Annotated in this window: 15 protein-coding genes and 1 pseudogene; 14 read left to right on the top strand and 2 right to left on the bottom strand. The window is 57.8% G+C overall.

Annotation, left to right across the window (positions count from 1 at the left end; translation table 11 throughout):
• Window positions 1-6 precede the first annotated feature (6 nt).
• The 13 genes from ACN0SC_RS00080 (at window position 7) to ACN0SC_RS00020 (ending at window position 14,632) form a co-directional block, all read left to right on the top strand.
• Window positions 7-1,047 (top strand): sugar ABC transporter substrate-binding protein, encoded by a 1,041-nt coding sequence (locus ACN0SC_RS00080; RefSeq protein WP_417247629.1) that lies wholly within the window; start codon window positions 7-9, stop codon window positions 1,045-1,047.
• A gap of 64 nt (window positions 1,048-1,111) precedes the next feature.
• Window positions 1,112-1,879 carry an alpha/beta fold hydrolase gene (locus tag ACN0SC_RS00075; RefSeq protein WP_417247628.1) on the top strand — a complete coding sequence of 256 codons (768 nt, stop codon included), beginning with the start codon at window positions 1,112-1,114 and terminating at the stop codon, window positions 1,877-1,879.
• A gap of 3 nt (window positions 1,880-1,882) precedes the next feature.
• Window positions 1,883-2,749 (top strand): phosphoenolpyruvate hydrolase family protein, encoded by an 867-nt coding sequence (locus ACN0SC_RS00070; protein ID WP_417247627.1) that lies wholly within the window; start codon window positions 1,883-1,885, stop codon window positions 2,747-2,749.
• Entirely contained in the window at window positions 2,749-3,975 is a 1,227-nt protein-coding gene (locus ACN0SC_RS00065) for a Tm-1-like ATP-binding domain-containing protein (protein ID WP_417247626.1), read from the top strand. Before ACN0SC_RS00070 ends, ACN0SC_RS00065 begins: the two co-directional genes overlap by 1 nt.
• Window position 3,976: 1 nt before the next feature.
• On the top strand, window positions 3,977-5,929 hold the full coding sequence (locus tag ACN0SC_RS00060) for an SDR family oxidoreductase (protein WP_417247625.1): 1,953 nt from the start codon (window positions 3,977-3,979) through the stop codon (window positions 5,927-5,929).
• 510 nt (window positions 5,930-6,439) lie between these two features.
• Window positions 6,440-6,892, top strand: coding sequence for an Lrp/AsnC family transcriptional regulator (locus ACN0SC_RS00055; RefSeq protein ID WP_417247624.1), 453 nt, complete (start codon window positions 6,440-6,442; stop codon window positions 6,890-6,892).
• Window positions 6,893-7,072: 180 nt separating this feature from the next.
• A complete protein-coding gene (locus tag ACN0SC_RS00050) occupies window positions 7,073-8,533 on the top strand; it encodes an aminotransferase class V-fold PLP-dependent enzyme (protein WP_417247623.1) in 1,461 nt (486 codons plus the stop codon).
• A 355-nt stretch (window positions 8,534-8,888) separates the two neighbouring features.
• Complete coding sequence (locus tag ACN0SC_RS00045; RefSeq protein ID WP_417247622.1) at window positions 8,889-10,415, top strand: ABC transporter substrate-binding protein; 1,527 nt, start codon at window positions 8,889-8,891, stop codon at window positions 10,413-10,415.
• A 66-nt stretch (window positions 10,416-10,481) separates the two neighbouring features.
• Window positions 10,482-11,438 carry an ABC transporter permease gene (locus ACN0SC_RS00040; protein ID WP_417247621.1) on the top strand — a complete coding sequence of 319 codons (957 nt, stop codon included), beginning with the start codon at window positions 10,482-10,484 and terminating at the stop codon, window positions 11,436-11,438.
• Entirely contained in the window at window positions 11,435-12,274 is an 840-nt protein-coding gene (locus ACN0SC_RS00035) for an ABC transporter permease (RefSeq protein ID WP_417247620.1), read from the top strand. The genes ACN0SC_RS00040 and ACN0SC_RS00035 overlap by 4 nt, the downstream gene beginning before the upstream one ends.
• Window positions 12,274-13,083 (top strand): ATP-binding cassette domain-containing protein, encoded by an 810-nt coding sequence (locus tag ACN0SC_RS00030; RefSeq protein WP_417247619.1) that lies wholly within the window; start codon window positions 12,274-12,276, stop codon window positions 13,081-13,083. Before ACN0SC_RS00035 ends, ACN0SC_RS00030 begins: the two co-directional genes overlap by 1 nt.
• Window positions 13,080-13,832: an ABC transporter ATP-binding protein gene (locus tag ACN0SC_RS00025; RefSeq protein ID WP_417247618.1), complete on the top strand. Its 753-nt coding sequence runs from the start codon at window positions 13,080-13,082 to the stop codon at window positions 13,830-13,832. Before ACN0SC_RS00030 ends, ACN0SC_RS00025 begins: the two co-directional genes overlap by 4 nt.
• Before the next feature lie 17 nt (window positions 13,833-13,849).
• Complete coding sequence (locus ACN0SC_RS00020) at window positions 13,850-14,632, top strand: DUF1684 domain-containing protein (RefSeq protein ID WP_417247617.1); 783 nt, start codon at window positions 13,850-13,852, stop codon at window positions 14,630-14,632.
• Between the two features lie 244 nt (window positions 14,633-14,876).
• Here ACN0SC_RS00020 and ACN0SC_RS00015 read toward each other — a convergent pair whose 3' ends face one another.
• Both ACN0SC_RS00015 and ACN0SC_RS00010 read right to left on the bottom strand, forming a co-directional pair.
• Window positions 14,877-15,287 (bottom strand): GFA family protein, encoded by a 411-nt coding sequence (locus tag ACN0SC_RS00015; RefSeq protein WP_417247616.1) that lies wholly within the window; start codon window positions 15,285-15,287, stop codon window positions 14,877-14,879.
• A 184-nt stretch (window positions 15,288-15,471) separates the two neighbouring features.
• Window positions 15,472-15,608, bottom strand: a pseudogene (locus ACN0SC_RS00010) (IS3 family transposase); the annotation flags it as partial.
• A gap of 146 nt (window positions 15,609-15,754) precedes the next feature.
• Here ACN0SC_RS00010 and ACN0SC_RS00005 point away from each other — a divergent pair.
• On the top strand, window positions 15,755-16,616 hold an 862-nt coding region (locus tag ACN0SC_RS00005; RefSeq protein ID WP_417247615.1), incomplete at its 3' end, for a tyrosine-type recombinase/integrase.

Here is a 16,616-nt window from a genome sequence, read left to right as displayed (position 1 = left end):
ACTAAAATGTCTATCAAAGCAAAAACCAAGGCGCTGAAAATGAGCGCGGCCGCACTGGGTCTTTTGACCGCGGTATCGGGAAGCGCCGTCATGGCCGAGGAGATCGGTTTTGTGCTCGCAGGGCCTGACATCTATTACCGCACGGAAGCGGATATGTTCACCAAACTCGCCGAGGCCGCAGGTCACAGCGTCACCGTGGCGAACTCCGAGTACAGCCCTTCCAAAGAGCTGGCCAACGTCGAAGACTTCATCGCTCGCGGTGTTGACGTGATCGTCCTGCTCTCGGGCAACGCAGAAAGCGGCACGCAGGCTGCTGAACGTGCAACCGAAGCAGGTATCCCGATCTTCTTCGTTGCCGCTCTCCCCTCGCCCGCAGGATATGACATCCCGACAGGCATGGTCAGCGGCGACTGGATCGGCATGGGTAGCACGATCGGTAAAGCCATCGGCGAAGCGCATCCAGGTGAGAACGTTGCCTTGATCGAAGGCGTTTACGGCCAAGGGATCGCTGAAATGATCCGCAAAGGCTTCGAAGAAGGTATCGCGGAATCTGGTGGCGGAAATGAAGTCGTCCTCGAAAGCTCTGGCAACTGGAGCCGCAACGGCGGGCTTGAGGTTACGCAAGACTATCTCGCGTCCGACAAGGACTTCTCTGTGATCTACGCCATGAACGAGGAAATGATGGCTGGCGCCATTCAGGCCCTCGACGAAGCAGGCCGCCTTGGCGACATGCACCTGTATTCCAGCAACGGCAAGGAAATCGGTTGGGACTGGATGAAAGAAGGCATCATGCTGGGCACCGTCGCGAACCCGCCGACCCTTGAAGCCGATCTGGTCTTCCAGATGGTCGAGCATCACCTCGCGGGCGAAGAATTCCCGCGCCACGTCTACAACATCCAGCCGATGTTGACCGCCGAAAACATCGACTCGGCCGTACCGTGGGAAATCGACGCCTATATCGCCAAGCGCGAAGCGGGTGAGTTGGACAACGACCTGATGCAGCAAAACGAGATCACCTCGATGGTGACTTGGTCGCCCAACAACTGATCACAGGTCGGTTTCACAAGGTGAACCATCAGATGTTCCACAGCCATTTTAAAAGGACTTGAAAATGAACACTGTGCCACAATTGATGGTTCTCCACGGCCTTGGGGCGACAACCGACCAGTTCAACGGCATGTTCGACACGCATTTTCCTGATGCACCGATCGCGATGAATATGCCTGGTCATGGTGAACGACCCCGCGAAAACGGGCGGGCAAGTTTCGACCGGTTTGCCGCCCTCGCCCTCGACGCTCTCGACCAACTTCAGGTTGGGAGCGTCACCCTCGCAGGAATTTCCATGGGCTCGGGAATTGCCGTCAAAATGGCACGACAACGGCCCGAGATGGTGAATGGTCTCATCCTGATGCGACCTGCCTGGATGGACAAACCTAACCCTGCCAACCTGAAGATCATTCGCGACATTGGGGTGTGGCTCTCCCAAGGGACGCAGGACGAGGCGATTGAACGTCTCAACGCCGATCCATTCTATGCCGATCTGGCGCATTCAAACCCCGCCGCCGCCAAATCCATTCTGGGCGCGATCACCCGCCCGCATGCCAGCGACTACGCGGAGGTCTTAACGCAGATCGTCGAAGACAGCCCCCTCGCGTCGCTTGCGGAGCTAGAAGCGCTCACCACAAAAACAATGGTCGTCGGCACTCCCGATGACCCCCTCCACCCCATCGAGATTGCACAGGCATGGGCGGCGAAAATCCCCGATGCGACACTGTGCGAACTGCCATCCAAATACACCGCCCCCGCGGCGTTCCAATCGGAATTGGAGGCGGCTCTCGATCAATTCTTAAGTCCAACAAGCACAAAAATTTCGGAGTGAGACATGATTACCAAACGGATATCATCTGAGGAAATTCGCGCGTCGCTACGCCGCAAAGTGGATGCGAATGAACCGATCATGATCGCCAGCGCGGGCAGCGGACTTGTCGCCAAAATTTTGGAACGCGAAGGGGTTGATTGCATCAACACTTTCTCCGGCGCTCGGCTTCGCTCCAACGGGATGGGCACGATGTCGATGATGTGGCCGATTCTGGATTCCAACAAACAGACGCTGGATTACACCCGCGAAGACGTCATGCCAGCCCTGTCGGGCAAAGCCTTCGTCTGTGCTTGCCTGAACGCCAACGACCCCTTGAAAGACATGCGCATGGTTCTGGAGGACTGTATGCGCATGGGCGTCAACGCAGTCTCCAACATCGGCCCCTCCATCAGCTACGTCGACAAAGACAGCGAAATTTTCAAAGTGCTCACCAGCGCGGGCATCACACTGCAAAACGAGATCGATATGCTCGTTCTGGCGCGCGAAATGGGCATGGTCACTGTTGGTCTGGCCTTCACCAAAGAAGACAGCATCGCACTGGCCGAACAGGCCAAGCCGGACATTTTCTGCTACCACGCAGGCACGACGAAGGGCGGCCTGACGGGATACGACAACGGCACGACCATCGAACAAACCGCCGCCGAAACCGAAGACGTCTATGAAGCTGTTCGCGCGGTATCGCCTGAAAGCCTTCTCGTCGGTCACGGCGCGGCAATGGAAACCCCCGAGGACGCACAGTTCATGCTGGCAAACACCAGCGGGCACGGCTTCTGGACCGGATCTTCGACCGAGCGCCTGCCGATCGAACGCGCCGTAACCAACGCGGCTACCGAATTCCGCTCTCTCGGTTTTTCGAAAGGGAGCAAATAATGACCAAGACAATTGCCATCCTCGCAACTCTGGACACGAAATCTGACGAATGCGCATTTCTTGCGCAGGAAATCACCCGACTCGGCGCAACACCCCTTTTGGTCGATATCGGAGTCGTCGGGGACTCCGACCTGTCGGCGGACATTCCCGCTAGTGAAATCGCAGAGCTCGGCGGCACTTCTCTGTCCGATCTCCGCACCAACCCAAGCCGCGAAACCGCCTCCAAAGTGATGGTCGACGGCGCCACGCGCAAGATCCTCGACCTACTCACATCGGGTCGCATTCACGGCATTGTCGGCCTTGGCGGGACACAAGGCACCAACAACTGCACCCAAGTGATGCAAGCCCTGCCCTACGGCTTCCCGAAGGTAATGCTTTCGACAATGGCCTCTGGCGACACCTCTGGGTATGTCGGCATCAAAGACATCACCATGATGTTCTCCGTGGCCGACATCCTTGGCCTCAACCCCCTATTTCGCGCCATTGTGTCGAATGCAGCAGGCGCGGTCGTGGGTATGGCAAATGCCTATCAACCGATTGCTTTCGATCCCGACAAACCCGTTGTGGGCATCACCAACCTTGGCGTTCTTACCCAAGGCACCATGCGCGCCATGGAGAAACTCTCCGAACAGGGATTTGAAACCATTGTATTTCATGCCGTCGGCTCTGGCGGTCGGGCAATGGAACAACTCATGCGCGAAGGCCTTATTCAGGCTGTTTTCGATTTTGCTTTGGGCGATATCGTCGATGCCATCGGTGGCGGCATTCGCGCCGCAGACGAAACCCGCCTGACGGTTGCCGCCGAGCTCGGACTGCCGCAGGTCGTCGTGCCAGGTGGCACCGATCACCTCGGCATTCTGCTCGATACACCCAACACCGTGCCTGAGGCCTATGCAGATCGCGCCTATACCTACCACAATCCGGTCATTTTGGTCCCCCGCACCAGTGTCGAAGAAATGAAACAACTGGCCACCATTATGGCTGAACGCACCAATGCGGCGACGGGTCCAACGCATATCCTTGTGCCGACGCGCGGCCTGTCGAGCTACTCGATTCCAGATGGACCTTTGGAAGATGTCGCCGCCGACAAAGTGTTGGCGCAAGACCTTCAGGAACAATGCACCAATTCCGTCACCCTCGTAGAGGCAGGCGCGGAGGACGCTGAATTTATCGACCTCGCCGTCACCACTCTCGTCGACCTCATCAATCAAAAACGCGGAGAATAACGTGAAAACGCTTTGGAATGACGCCGAAGCCGCGAAATGCGGCACGGACCTCGAACTGCGTGCCTACACCTCGAAACTGATCGGCATTGAGCCGAAGATGGTGCTGCACGGCGGGGGCAATACGTCCGTGAAATCGACGCATACGGACCAGTTCGGAGATGTCCACGACATCATCTGGGTGAAGGCAAGCGGGTTTGATCTGGCGAAAATGGGCACCGAAGGCTTCACCGCGTTGGAGCTAAAGCCATTGCTGAAACTCGCAGGCCTCGACAGCTTGAGCGACCCTGACATGGTAAACGAGTGTCTGCGCGCGCGTCTCGACACCTCCGCCGCCGCCGCTTCGATTGAAGCGATTGTGCATGCTCTCGTGCCGTTCAAATATGTCGACCACTCCCATGCCGACGCCATCCTGACGATCTCCAACAGCCCAAACGGAGCGGAAAAGTTTCGCGACATCTATGGGGACCGTGTTCTGGTGCTGCCCTATGTGAAACCCGGGTTTGACCTTGCAAAGCAGTTCAAGGCCGCGTTGGAAGAGTATGACTTCGGCGCCTATGAGGCGATCATCCTCGAAAATCACGGTATCTTCACCTATGACGATGACGCCAAAAGCGCCTATGAGCGCATGGTTGATATTGTGGATGAGGCGGAACAGTGGTTGATCGAAACCAACGACGATCTCGAACTGTCCACCCCGCCGAAGCAAGACCCGCTGCTAATCGCCAAAACCCGTAAAGAAGTCTCCAAGCTTGCGGGCAAAGCGGTCATCTCCCGTCCCTCTGCTGCGATCCCATCCGAGCTTGTCCAAGAAATCGGCCGGCTTCTGCGTAACGGCACCTTGACTCCCGAGCATGTGATCCACAACAAACCCTTCCCCGCGATGCTCGACAATGACGGGGCGGGACTGGATGCCTTTGCCGAGGAATATCTCGCCTATTTCAAACGTGCCAACGACGACACGCTGACGATGCTACCGTCACATCCGCATTGGGCCATTTTTGCCGATGGGAACGCACGCAGTTTCGGCGTGAATCTTAAACGCGCCTCAGTGTCCGCCGATGTCGGCGCAACGACCCTGCGTGCAATGCTTCACGCGCAAAAGCTCGGTGGGTGGCAAGGCCTGAGCGAACAAGACCTGCGCGATCTCGAATATTGGGAACTGGAGCAAGCCAAACTGCGCCGCCAGAAGGCCGATGCCCGACTGGCGGGTAAAGTGGCAGTCGTGTCGGGCGCGGCCTCGGGGATCGGCGCGGCAACGGCTGCGGCATTGGCCGATGCTGGTGCAGTTGTCGTCGGTCTCGATCTAGATCCAAAGGTTGCCGAAACGATGAACCGAACAGGATTTGAGGGTAAAGTTCTCGACCTGACCGATGAGGCGGCCGTAGCGCAAGCCCTCGAAGAGGTGGTTCTGGACTACGGCGGGATCGATCATCTTGTCCTGAACGCGGGTATTTTCAAAAGCGGTCAGTTCATCGAAGAGCTGGACGATGCCACGTGGGATCAAAGCCTTGAGGTGAACCTGAGCGCCCATAGAAAGACCCTGAAGCTGGCAACCCCCTATCTGAAACAGGGCATTGATCCGGCAGTTGTCTTCATGGCCTCGCGCAATGTCACGGCGCCAGGTCCGGGCGCTGCGGCCTATTCCGTTGCCAAAGCGGGGCTGACGCAGTTGATGCGCGTGGCTGCTCTGGAACTCGCGCCCGAGGGTATCCGCGTTAACGCTCTGCATCCCGACGCCGTATTCGACACCGGCATTTGGACGCAGGAGGCGCTGGAACGTTCCGCGAAGCGCTACGGGCTGTCCGTCGAGGAATACAAGACCCGCAACCTTTTGGGCTGTGAGATCACCTCGGCGGATGTCGCCAATGCCGTGGTTGCCCTGTGCGACACGCTTTTCCGCGCCACCACGGGCGCTCAGATACCCGTCGACGGAGGAAATGACCGCGTGATCTGATCCCGCCGCAATCAACCAAGTTCAGCCTCCTTACAACATGGCCAACGAAAACCATGGCCATATGGAGGCTGGACTGCCTCTCCCCCAAAAGCGCCCCACAGAACCGAATTGACCTTGCCCCAAGTAATACGGAGCGATCCCGAAAAAAGTCACCTGATTTGAAGCGCGGCATCCACCCGAAAGAAGAGAAGCAATGTGGGGCTGGGTGTAGAGCTGGCGTTCGCCTGAAATGAGTAACAACATTACTTTTCTGGGACTTTGTGGCGGAGGCGCAGCCCACCTACACAAATAAATAAATCACTGATTTTTAACGCTTTCCAAAAGGAAAGCCAAAAAAACACACTTAACACCACATCATATTTAAGTCGCGATTGTGGCGCTTCTTGATCTGGTGAAACCGCAAACCGATTTCTGCGGGATGACATTCAACGCCGGTTTTCCAGATTTTATATTTCACAATCCGCGTTTTTTGCGCGTATTTGGGTCAAATGAATGCCCAAAGGTGAAAAGATGGATCTAAGAGACAAGAAGATTATCGCCGCTCTTCAGGAAGACAGCTCGCTTTCGCAACGCCAACTCGCGGAGAAGGTCAACCTGTCCCAGAATGCCTGTTGGCGGCGGTTGCAAAAACTCAACGAGAGCGGCGTCATCAAAGGTTCGACCGTTCTTCTCGACCGCGAAAAGCTCGATCTCGGCCTTGTCGTCTTCATGATGGTCAAGACACGTCACCATTCGGCGGATTGGCTCAAGGCCTTCCGAACGGCCGTGCTGAACATTCCCGATGTTGTCGATTTCTTCCGTATCGGCGGCGACTACGATTACATGATCAAGGTCATCACCGAGAATATGACCACCTATGATGCCGTGTATCAGCGCCTCATTGCCTCAGTCGAACTGGATTCGGTGACCTCCTATTTCTCGATGGAAGCCATCGCCGAGCAGCGTCCGTTGAAAATTTACTGATCGAGGGGATTTACGCGAATGGAGCCGACGACATCGCAGGAAAGCGCAAATCCGTAAGACCCCGATCTAAACGCATTCGCATATCATATGACCCAAGTTTCTCCGCAGTATCGGTTAAACTTGGGAGAAAATCGCAAGCGGACTGGGTTAACCTGTCTCCATATTCCACTGGAGATCACGATGAACCAGCACCTGTCCGAGCTTTCCGCCTTCGACCGTTTTCGCGCAATGTTGGGTCAGGACGACCCCATTGACCACCTGCGGGCGGGGCTGATCGGGGAAAGTGCTGACGTTCCTGGTCCGAACGGGCCGAACAAAATGATCTACGCGGATTACGTGGCCTCTGGGCGCGCCCTGCGTCAGGTCGAGGATTTTATCGCCTGCGAGGTTTTGCCCTATTACGCCAACAGCCACACCGAAGCCTCTTTTTGCGGCCAAACCATAACCCGTATGCGCAACGCCGCTCGTCGCGAGATTCTACGTATCTGTGGCGGTGATGAGCGACATGCGGCGATTTTCACGGGGTCTGGCGCAACGGCGGGGCTGAACCGCCTGACGCGACTTCTGGGTGTGTGCGATGCCGCACAGGCGGGTGAAAACCCGTTGGTGCTCATTGGCCCCTACGAACACCATTCCAACATCCTGCCGTGGCGCGAATCCGGTGCCGAGGTGGTCGAAGTGCCCGAGGCCGAGACAGGTGGTCCTGATCTGTCGGAACTGGAACAGATGCTTAAGGCCGCCAAAGGACGCTTGGTCGTCGGTGCCTTCTCGGCCGCATCGAATGTGACAGGCATTGTGAGCGATGTGGTGGCGGTGACGAAACTGCTCAATACCTACGGCGCGCGCAGTGTCTGGGACTATGCAGGCGGCGGTCCCTACCTGCCGATCAATATGATCCCCGCGCCCGATGTCGAAATTGACGCCATTGTTATCTCCCCTCACAAGTTTATTGGTGGACCTGGTGCCTCGGGGCTTTTGCTCGTTCGCCGCGAAGCTGTGGCGATGACGCGCCCGACCGCTCCAGGTGGTGGCACCGTGAGCTTTGTCTCGCCTTGGGGGCATGATTATTCGACCAACGTCGAGGCGCGTGAGGAAGCTGGAACGCCCAATGTCGTTGGTGACATCCGCGCGGCGCTTTGCCTGTTGGTGAAAGAAGCCATCGGACAGGAGCAGATGGACAGCCGCCTTCAATCCATGCGCCGTCTGGCCCTTGATACATGGCAGAAAACACCAGGACTGCGCATTTTGGGCAACCCCAAAGCCACGCATGTCCTGCCGATCTTCTCCTTCCTCGTGACCGATCCGCAGGGGCGCCCCGTCCACCAGCAATTGTTCACGCGGATGCTGTCGGACTACTACGGCATTCAGGCGCGCGGCGGATGTGCCTGCGCAGGCCCCTATGGCCACCGTCTGCTCGAAATCTCGCAATCGGAGTCCGAGCGGATGCGCACGGCGATCCGCAACGGGCACGAGATCGAAAAACCTGGCTGGACGCGCCTCGGCTTCTCCGTTTTGATGGATGACGAGAAAATCGAAAAGATCATTCACGCGGTCGATGCGTTGGCCCGCAACCCGCAAACCACCGCGTGCCACTACAACATGGACCCCGCCACCGCGCGTTTCTCTCATAAAGCCGTGTGACATGCCCCCGTGGCACACCGCCAAGACAAGCGGCGCAGCGGCGGAAAATCCGCCCCGACAATGGAGGAAAGAACGAATGAACATTCCTGTTTTGCGACGTTTTCCGCGTCACATTCCCGATTGCATCGGCGCGGCCTTGCAGCGGCAATGCCATTGTGATTGAAACTGAAATCTCAGGCGCAAGAAAATCACGTAAAAGCAACCAATCAGCGAGTGATTGACCCAAAATCTCTTTGTTCTTCAATGGTTACTCACATTGTTTTCGCACCAACGCTGTGATTTCATAGACTCGTTCGCGCCAAGGCTGCCACTTCTCTTTTGGCCGGATCAACAACATAGACGAATAGGGAACCACATGCTCACGACAAACAGTCAACCTCCCCGCCGCGCTTCGCGCTCGCGTGCCGCAATTGCCGCGCTCACCATTACCTCGGCGCTCACCTTCTCGGCCTCCACCGCTCTGGCTCAGGACTACAACCCGACCGCGGTCATCAACATCGGTTCGCTCTACGAGCCACAGAACCTCGACAATACCGCAGGCGCAGGTCAAGGCATCAACGAAGCCTTCAACGGCAACGTCTATGAAGGACTGTTCGTGCTGACCGACGCGGGTAACGTTGAACCGAAACTCGTTGAAAGCTACGAGATCAGCGACGACCAGCTGACCTATACCTTCACGCTCAAGGATGGTGTGACCTTCCACTCGGGCGATCCGCTCACAGCTGCTGATGTCAAAACCTCGATCGAACGGGTCACGGCAGAAGATTCCGCCAGCTCGCGCAAGCGGACGCTCGCCAACATCGAAAGCATCGAGACCCCCGACGACAAAACGGTTGTGATCACGCTCTCAACGCCGTCGATTTCCCTGCCCTACAACCTCTCCTATGTCTGGATCGTCAACGACGAAGCCGGCGACATCACGGCGAGCGAAGATGGCACCGGCCCCTACACCTTGCAGGAATGGCGTCGCGGCTCCGCGCTCGCGATGGTGCCCTTTGAGGACTATTGGGACGAGGCGCCCAGCAATGGCGGGGTGATGTTCCAGTATTTCACCGACGCAACCGCACAGAACAACGCGCTTCTGACTGGCGCTGTCGACATCATCACCTCGGTGCAAAGCCCCGACGCGCTGTCGCTGTTCACCGACAACCCTGACTTCACAGTGGCCGAAGGCGCTTCCACGACCAAGGAGCTTCTGGCCTATAACGACCGCATCGAGCCCTTCAACAACGTCGAAGTGCGTGCCGCTCTGGCGCGTGCGGTGGACAACGAGAAGCTGCTCAAAGCAATCTGGGGCGACTATGGCACCCTGATCGGTTCCTTCGTTCCGCCCACCGACCCGTGGTATGTCGATCTGACGGACGTGAACGCCTACGATCCTGAAAGTGCGAAAGAGATGCTGGCAAATGCGGGTTATCCCGACGGGTTCTCCTTCACCCTCGACACGCCCGATTACGACCCCCACCCCGTGGTGGCGCAATTCGTGCAAAACGAGCTGGCCAAAGTCGGCGTTGATGTGAAAATCAACATCATCACGGCCAACGAGTGGTATACGAAAATCTACAAGTCGCAGGATTTCGACGCGACCTTGCAGGAACACGTGAACCACCGCGACATCGTTTTCTACGGCAACCCCAACTTCTACTGGGGCTACAACAACCCCGAGGTTGTAGAACTGATCGCAGGCTCCGAACGTGCAAGTTCGGTTGAGGAGCAAACCGCGATGCTGACCGAAGCGAACAAGATCATCGCCGAGGATGCAGCGAGCATGTGGCTCTACCTCTACCCGCAGATCGTCGTGTCCAAGTCGAACGTGACGGGCTATCCCCTGAACGGGCTGAACGCACAGTTCTTCGTCTCCGACATCAAGAAAGCCGACTAAGGTCGGTTGTCATGTGGGCCGCGCGTCATTGCGTGGCCCCATCACCTTTGGGAACCTGAACAGACTATGCTGGGATATATCATAAGGCGGCTGTTTATCCTGCTGCTGTCTCTTTTCGTTGCCGCGATTGTGCTTTTCGTACTCTTGCGCCTCCTGCCAGGCGATCCCGCGAATGCCTTGGTCGGCGTGGGCGCCACACCGGAACAGATTGCCGCCGCGCGGGCGCAGCTCGGCTCGGACCAACCGCTTGGGATGCAGTTCCTGACCTATCTACGCGACCTCGCACATTTCGACCTCGGCAATTCCTTTGTGTCCCGCGCCTCCGTTCTGGACGAGATTTCGCGCCGCTTGAGCGTCACCCTGCCGCTGACCTTTGCCGCCTTCCTACTAGCACTGATCATTGCCATCCCCTTGGGCATCCTCGCCGCAGTCAAAGCCGACCGCTGGTTCGGCCTGTTGCTCTCGGTAGTATCGCAAATCGGGATTGCGGTGCCCGTGTTCTGGCTGGGCATCCTGCTGGTCTATGAATTCTCGCTCAACCTGCGCCTCCTTCCCTCGGGAGGCTTTCCGCTGCGCGGCTATGCCGACCCCATCCCTGCAATCAAGGCGATGATCCTACCTGTCCTGACCATTGCCATCGTCATGTCCGCCTCTCTCATGCGCTACGTGCGTGCCTCCACGCTCGATGTTCTCGGCTCCGATTTCCTGCGCACGGCCCGCGCATTGGGCGAAAGCCGCACCGAAGCCCTGATGCGCCACGGCATCCGCAACGCCGCCGTGCCTGTGATCTCGGTGCTCGGCATCGAACTGTCCACCGCTTTTCTGGGAGCTGTCGTGGTCGAACAGGTCTTTTCGCTGCCCGGCATGGGGTCGATGCTACTTCTAGGCATCCAACAACGTGACTATCCGAGCATTCAAGGTGTCTTGATTGTCTCCACGCTTCTCGTGCTCATGACGGGCTTTCTGGCCGATCTTTTGCAGCGCGTGCTAGACCCGCGCCTACGTCAGGGAGGCCGCCGATGAGTAGCGACACCCACCACACCCCCAAACGCAAGAACGTCACCTTCTGGCTCAGTCTGGTGATGGTCGGCGCGATCAGTCTGGCTGGTATCCTGTCCTTCTTCTGGACGCCCTATGCCCTGTCGGACATGGTCGGCGGACGGCTTGAAGCGCCGAACGCCACCCATTGGGCAGGGACAGACAGGCTGGGCCGTGATGTCTTTACCCAGTTGATGATCGGCGCCCGTATTGCCCTGATCGTGGGGTTGGGCGCCGTGGCCATCGGGGCCGCAATTGGCGTCACGACAGGCATTCTGGCCGCTTTTGCCACACGGTTCCTCGACGATGCCCTTGCCGCCTTTTTCGACATCCTGATTGCCTTCCCCACCCTTCTGGTGGCGATGCTGGTCGTGGCCGCGCGTGAGGAATCCTCGCTCGGCACCGCGATCCTTGCACTGGGCATCGGCCTGTCTCCCATCGTGGGACGTATCACCCGCATCCTTACCAAACAGGTTTTGGGTCAGGACTATATCACCGCCGCGCGTGTCTCGGGCACCTCGTGGCTTGCGATTGTGTTCTGGCACATCCTGCCCAACATCGTGCCCTTCCTCGCGGTCAATCTGGCGCTGCAATTCGGTCTGGCCGTGATGGCGGAAGCCTCCCTGTCCTACCTAGGTCTTGGTGCGCCGCCGCCCAATGCTTCGTGGGGCCGAATGCTGCAAGAGGCACAGGGCACGGTCTATACCGCGCCTTGGGGTGCCATCTTCCCCGGACTGGCGCTTTTCGTTCTTGTCATCGGGATCAACCTGCTGGCCGATGGTCTGCGTGACCGATTTGATCCGAGCAAGAGAGGCGTGTGATGAGCAACCTGCTGACCGTGAGCAACCTCACCCTCGCCACCTCCGACAAGGTGTTGGTCGAGGATCTCTCCTTCTCCATCGCCCGCGGTGAACGCTTCGGCCTCATCGGGGAAAGCGGGTCGGGAAAATCCCTCACCTCGCTTGCCATTCTGGGCCTTCTGCCTCCCGCGATCCGTCCGACGGGCAGCATCACCCTCGAAGGCGAAGAGATCGTCGGCGCGCCCGAGCGGCGCTTGGGCGGTCTGCGCGGCTCTGTCGTGGCCAGCGTGTTTCAGGAACCTCTGACCGCTCTGGACCCGCTCATGCCCCTTGGCCGACAGATCGCAGGACCAGTGCGCCGCCGCCTACAACGCGAAGGGCGCGACAGCGACCGTACCACCGTGAAGCGCGAAGTGCATGCCCTGCTCGACCAAGTGCGTCTACCCGACCCCAACCGTCTGTATGGCTCCTACCCGCATGAGGTCTCTGGCGGTCAGCGTCAGCGCGTGGCAATTGCCATGGCTCTGGCCTGTCAGCCGCGCCTGTTGATTGCCGACGAGCCGACCACGGCACTTGATGTCACAACACAGGTCGAAATCATCCGCCTGATCAACACATTGGTCGAGGAGTTGGATATCGCGCTCTTGTTCATCAGCCACGATCTGGCAGTTGTCGGACAGATGGCCGAACGCGTGATGGTCATGCGCAATGGCCGCGCCATCGAGACAGGCGACACGCAACAAGTTCTGACACGGCCCCAAGACGACTACACGCGCAACCTCGTTACCGCCGCACGGCGGTTTGATGACGCCTTGGAGGGACAAAAATGACCCTGATGACGGTTGAAAATGTCGGCTTTTCCTATGGTGCGGGTCAGCGGGTGCTAGAGGATATCTCCTTCACCGTCCCGCGCGGCTCCAACGTGGGGCTCGTGGGCGAGAGCGGATCAGGGAAATCGACCCTGCTGCGCCTTCTGCTTGGCTTGGAAAGCCCGCAAACGGGGCGCATCCTTTTCGACGGAAAGCCGCTTGAGGCCAAAGATTCCCGCTACATGCGCGACTATCGCAAGCGCGTGCAGGCGGTGTTTCAAGACCCCTACTCCTCGCTCAATCCCGCACACCGCATCCGTCGTATCGTGACCGAGCCGTTGCGCTCTCTCAAAGTGGCCGGAGATCACCTTGAAATGGCGCGGGAGGCGATTGCCGCAGTTGGCCTCTCCCCCGACACGCTGGAACGCTATCCGCACCAGTTCTCGGGCGGTCAGCGCCAGCGCATTGCCATTGCCCGCGCTATCGTCGCACGCCCCGAACTTGTTCTGGCCGATGAAGCGGTCAGCGCACTTGACCTGTCCACACGGGTGCGGGTCGTTGATTTGTTCGAGGAAATCTCCGAGCGCATGACAATGATCTTTGTCTCCCACGACATGGGCGTGGTGGCCGCTTTGTGCGATCAAATCGTTGTGCTGGACCGTGGCCACATCGTTGAAGCAGGCGAGACCGCAAAAATCCTTAAAGACCCGCAAAACCCCTATACGCGCAGCCTATTGGCCAGCATCCCCCGGATGCCCGCCGCGACATGACACAAACAGGACGAGACATGACAGCTTCCAAAGAGTTCCAAGACGCCCACGCACAGTGGTTTGAAACACGCCTGAGCAAACTGAAAGCCGACGATGGCTGGCTCAACCTGCTTGGGCGGTGGTGGGTCACAAATGGCACCTACACCATCGGCAGCGGCGCGGATTGCGACGTCATGCTTCCCGTCGGCCCGGAGCGCGTGGGGACACTGAGTTTCAACGGCGATGATGCGGGCACTTTTACGCCCGTCGACGGCGAGGCGGTAGACCTCGACAAGGCATCGGGCAAGATGTCGTGGCGTGCAGGGCGCTTCCTGATGGAGATCACCGCCCCAAACGACCGCCGCGCGCTGCGGGTCCGCGACACCGAGTATGACATTGAGGCTGCATTCAAGCCGATCTCGTTCTTCCCGTTGGACCCCTCGCTGCGCATCACTGCCCGTTGGGAGGCCCTGCCCGAGCCGATGACCATCGCCCTCGACACGGTGATCAGCGTGCCGACCAAAGTGACCGTCACCCATATCGCCAAATTCGAGTTGCGCGGGCATGAAATGGCGATGCTGGCCACATATGGCACGGCGGACAGGCCCCAGTTTGTGTTCCGCGACCTGACCTCGCTGGACGACACCTATGCCGATATGCGGTTTGTTTTCGGCGAGGAGGTGACAGAGGACAGCGTGGTGATCGACTTCAACCGCGCGACCAACCCGCCCTGCGCCTTCACCGACCACGCGATCTGCCCGCTTGCACCGCGCGAAAACCTCTTCCCATTCCGTATCGAGGCAGGCGAAAAACGCCTCTGATCTGACCTCTCAGGCATGCATGGAACCGCATTCGAATTTTGCGGCTCCAACCTTTTGGTGCAAGGTTCGGCAAGGACGCTCCTTGACAAAACTGTCGAGGAGCGACCCTTGCCGATTACTCCCCTATCTACCCTTAGGGTAACATCACACAGCAGCACCTCAGTCCGGCAGAAAAACCAAACGACGCCGATGGTCGCGCCCTTGTTGGCTGGCTGCTTGCCAAGATGTCCGGGGGCTCGCCAGTTCAGCCAGGAAGCCCGTCGATCTTTTCAATGGAGGCCAAGTCGTTGTCCCAGTTCGCGCGACTGGAACAGCAGATATGCGCGTTGGGTCGAATGTCTATCGGACTATCAAGCGATCCTGCTGGCACCACAAGCAGACTGATCTCTGGCTGGAAAATTGGCAGCGCGGACCCGCAGGTGGCGCAAAAGCTCTTCATGTGGCGTGAGTCAGGGAGCTTGAATGTCTTGACGTTTTCCTTGCCTGACACCCACGTGATTTTGGCAGAAGACGAAAACAGGTTTGCCGAATGGGCGGAACCTCTATCCTTTCGGCAGCGGGAACAGTGGCACAGGAAGAAGCTCTCGAACTTTCCCGATATGCGAAATTTCACAGTGCCACAAAGGCACTGTCCCGTGGTTGGATTTTCGTCCATTCACACTCCTCTCGACGAGCATATCCTGCGGCCAGTCCAATGCATTTCATTAATCCCTTCTATCCGTGTGCTGGATTCCGGTCAAAGGGGCTCAAAGAGAAACCGTCTCGGCGTCGTGGAGCATCAGCGGATTGAACACCATGCCTTCCATCGTTCACTGCCCATAGCTGCTTCTTAAGGCCGTAGCACGTCGGGATGAAACGCCAAGCTCTTGCCGCACATGATCGATGCATTTTCGAAGACGCGAAGGGCTTAGAAGTTTCCCAACACAGCCTCCTCCAGGATCAATCTATCCAACGTCAGATCTGAAACGGCACGCCGCTATCACCAAGCCGCCCAGTGCCATGACTCTCAACAAGCTTCTTTGTGAGCTCGCCGGATAGAGCCGCTCAAACATATCACACAGTGAAAACTACGAGGCAGTTCGAAAGGAATTCAGCACAAGGGCAAATCCACTTAAACACCTGTTGAAAAAGACAGCCCAAGGCGACCCATTCAAATCAGTCATAATTGTGAAATGGCGGAGGCTCAGTCCGCCATTAATTTCTATCAGGAAACTTCAAGCAGTTTTATTTATCACGCAATTACAATATTATAGGTCGAAAAAATGCATAACACAAACTAATATCATATCATCTAATCTCACGTTTTATGTGGGGCTGGATGTGGGGCTGAAACTCGTTTACTCATTCAGAACGAAGCGAAGGAACATCCCCATGCTTACAGACACACAAGCCCGCAATCTGAAGCCGCACGACAAAGCTGTCGCGGTTGGTGGTGTTGCAGGGTTGACCCTCAAACCTTCCTCGCGAGCGGGGACAGGCAAGTACACATTGCGCTATGTTTCCCCGTGCACGGGAAAGCGGCGCGATATGGGGCTGGGTAGCTACCCCGAGCAAGGTTTGGCAAAAGCGCGCAAGCTGGCACTTGAGGCGCGGGAGCTGATTGCATCAGGCGTAGATCCGATAGATCAACGCGACGCGGAGAAACAACGCGTTGCGGCACGTCGAGGCACCCCCACATTCGCGGAAGCGGCTCGGAGCGTATTCGAGGATATCGGTCCGGCTTTTCGCAATGAAAAGCACCGCAAGCAATGGATCACGACACTTACAACCTATGTCTTTCCCATGATCGGAGACATGCGAGTTGATCAACTGACGACAGCGGATTTCGCGCGCTGCCTCAAACCCATTTGGCTTGCCAAACCCGAAACCGCAAGCCGCGTCAAACAACGCTGTGATCGGGTGATGACCTGGTGCGTTGCCCACGGGTATACGCCGGTCAATCCACTTCCTTCTGTGCCAGCCCTGTTGCCAAAACAGGAGGGCA

The sequence above is a fragment of the Celeribacter sp. genome (assembly GCF_048261515.1).
In the GTDB taxonomy this organism is placed as follows: Bacteria; Pseudomonadota; Alphaproteobacteria; order Rhodobacterales; family Rhodobacteraceae; genus Celeribacter.
Note: the sequence above shows the minus strand (reverse complement) of the source record. Positions and strands in the feature narration are given on the sequence as shown.

Bases quoted from the DNA above. Each gene is read 5' to 3' on its own strand.
- ACN0SC_RS00080 (WP_417247629.1), top strand. From the start codon at position 7: ATGTCTATCAAAGCAAAAACCAAGGCGCTGAAAATGAGCGCGGCCGCA.
- ACN0SC_RS00075 (WP_417247628.1), top strand. From the start codon at position 1,112: ATGAACACTGTGCCACAATTGATGGTTCTCCACGGCCTTGGGGCGACA.
- ACN0SC_RS00070 (WP_417247627.1), top strand. From the start codon at position 1,883: ATGATTACCAAACGGATATCATCTGAGGAAATTCGCGCGTCGCTACGC.
- ACN0SC_RS00065 (WP_417247626.1), top strand. From the start codon at position 2,749: ATGACCAAGACAATTGCCATCCTCGCAACTCTGGACACGAAATCTGAC.
- ACN0SC_RS00055 (WP_417247624.1), top strand. From the start codon at position 6,440: ATGGATCTAAGAGACAAGAAGATTATCGCCGCTCTTCAGGAAGACAGC.
- ACN0SC_RS00050 (WP_417247623.1), top strand. From the start codon at position 7,073: ATGAACCAGCACCTGTCCGAGCTTTCCGCCTTCGACCGTTTTCGCGCA.
- ACN0SC_RS00045 (WP_417247622.1), top strand. From the start codon at position 8,889: ATGCTCACGACAAACAGTCAACCTCCCCGCCGCGCTTCGCGCTCGCGT.
- ACN0SC_RS00040 (WP_417247621.1), top strand. From the start codon at position 10,482: ATGCTGGGATATATCATAAGGCGGCTGTTTATCCTGCTGCTGTCTCTT.
- ACN0SC_RS00035 (WP_417247620.1), top strand. From the start codon at position 11,435: ATGAGTAGCGACACCCACCACACCCCCAAACGCAAGAACGTCACCTTC.
- ACN0SC_RS00030 (WP_417247619.1), top strand. From the start codon at position 12,274: ATGAGCAACCTGCTGACCGTGAGCAACCTCACCCTCGCCACCTCCGAC.
- ACN0SC_RS00025 (WP_417247618.1), top strand. From the start codon at position 13,080: ATGACCCTGATGACGGTTGAAAATGTCGGCTTTTCCTATGGTGCGGGT.
- ACN0SC_RS00020 (WP_417247617.1), top strand. From the start codon at position 13,850: ATGACAGCTTCCAAAGAGTTCCAAGACGCCCACGCACAGTGGTTTGAA.
- ACN0SC_RS00015 (WP_417247616.1), bottom strand. From the start codon at position 15,287: ATGGACGAAAATCCAACCACGGGACAGTGCCTTTGTGGCACTGTGAAA.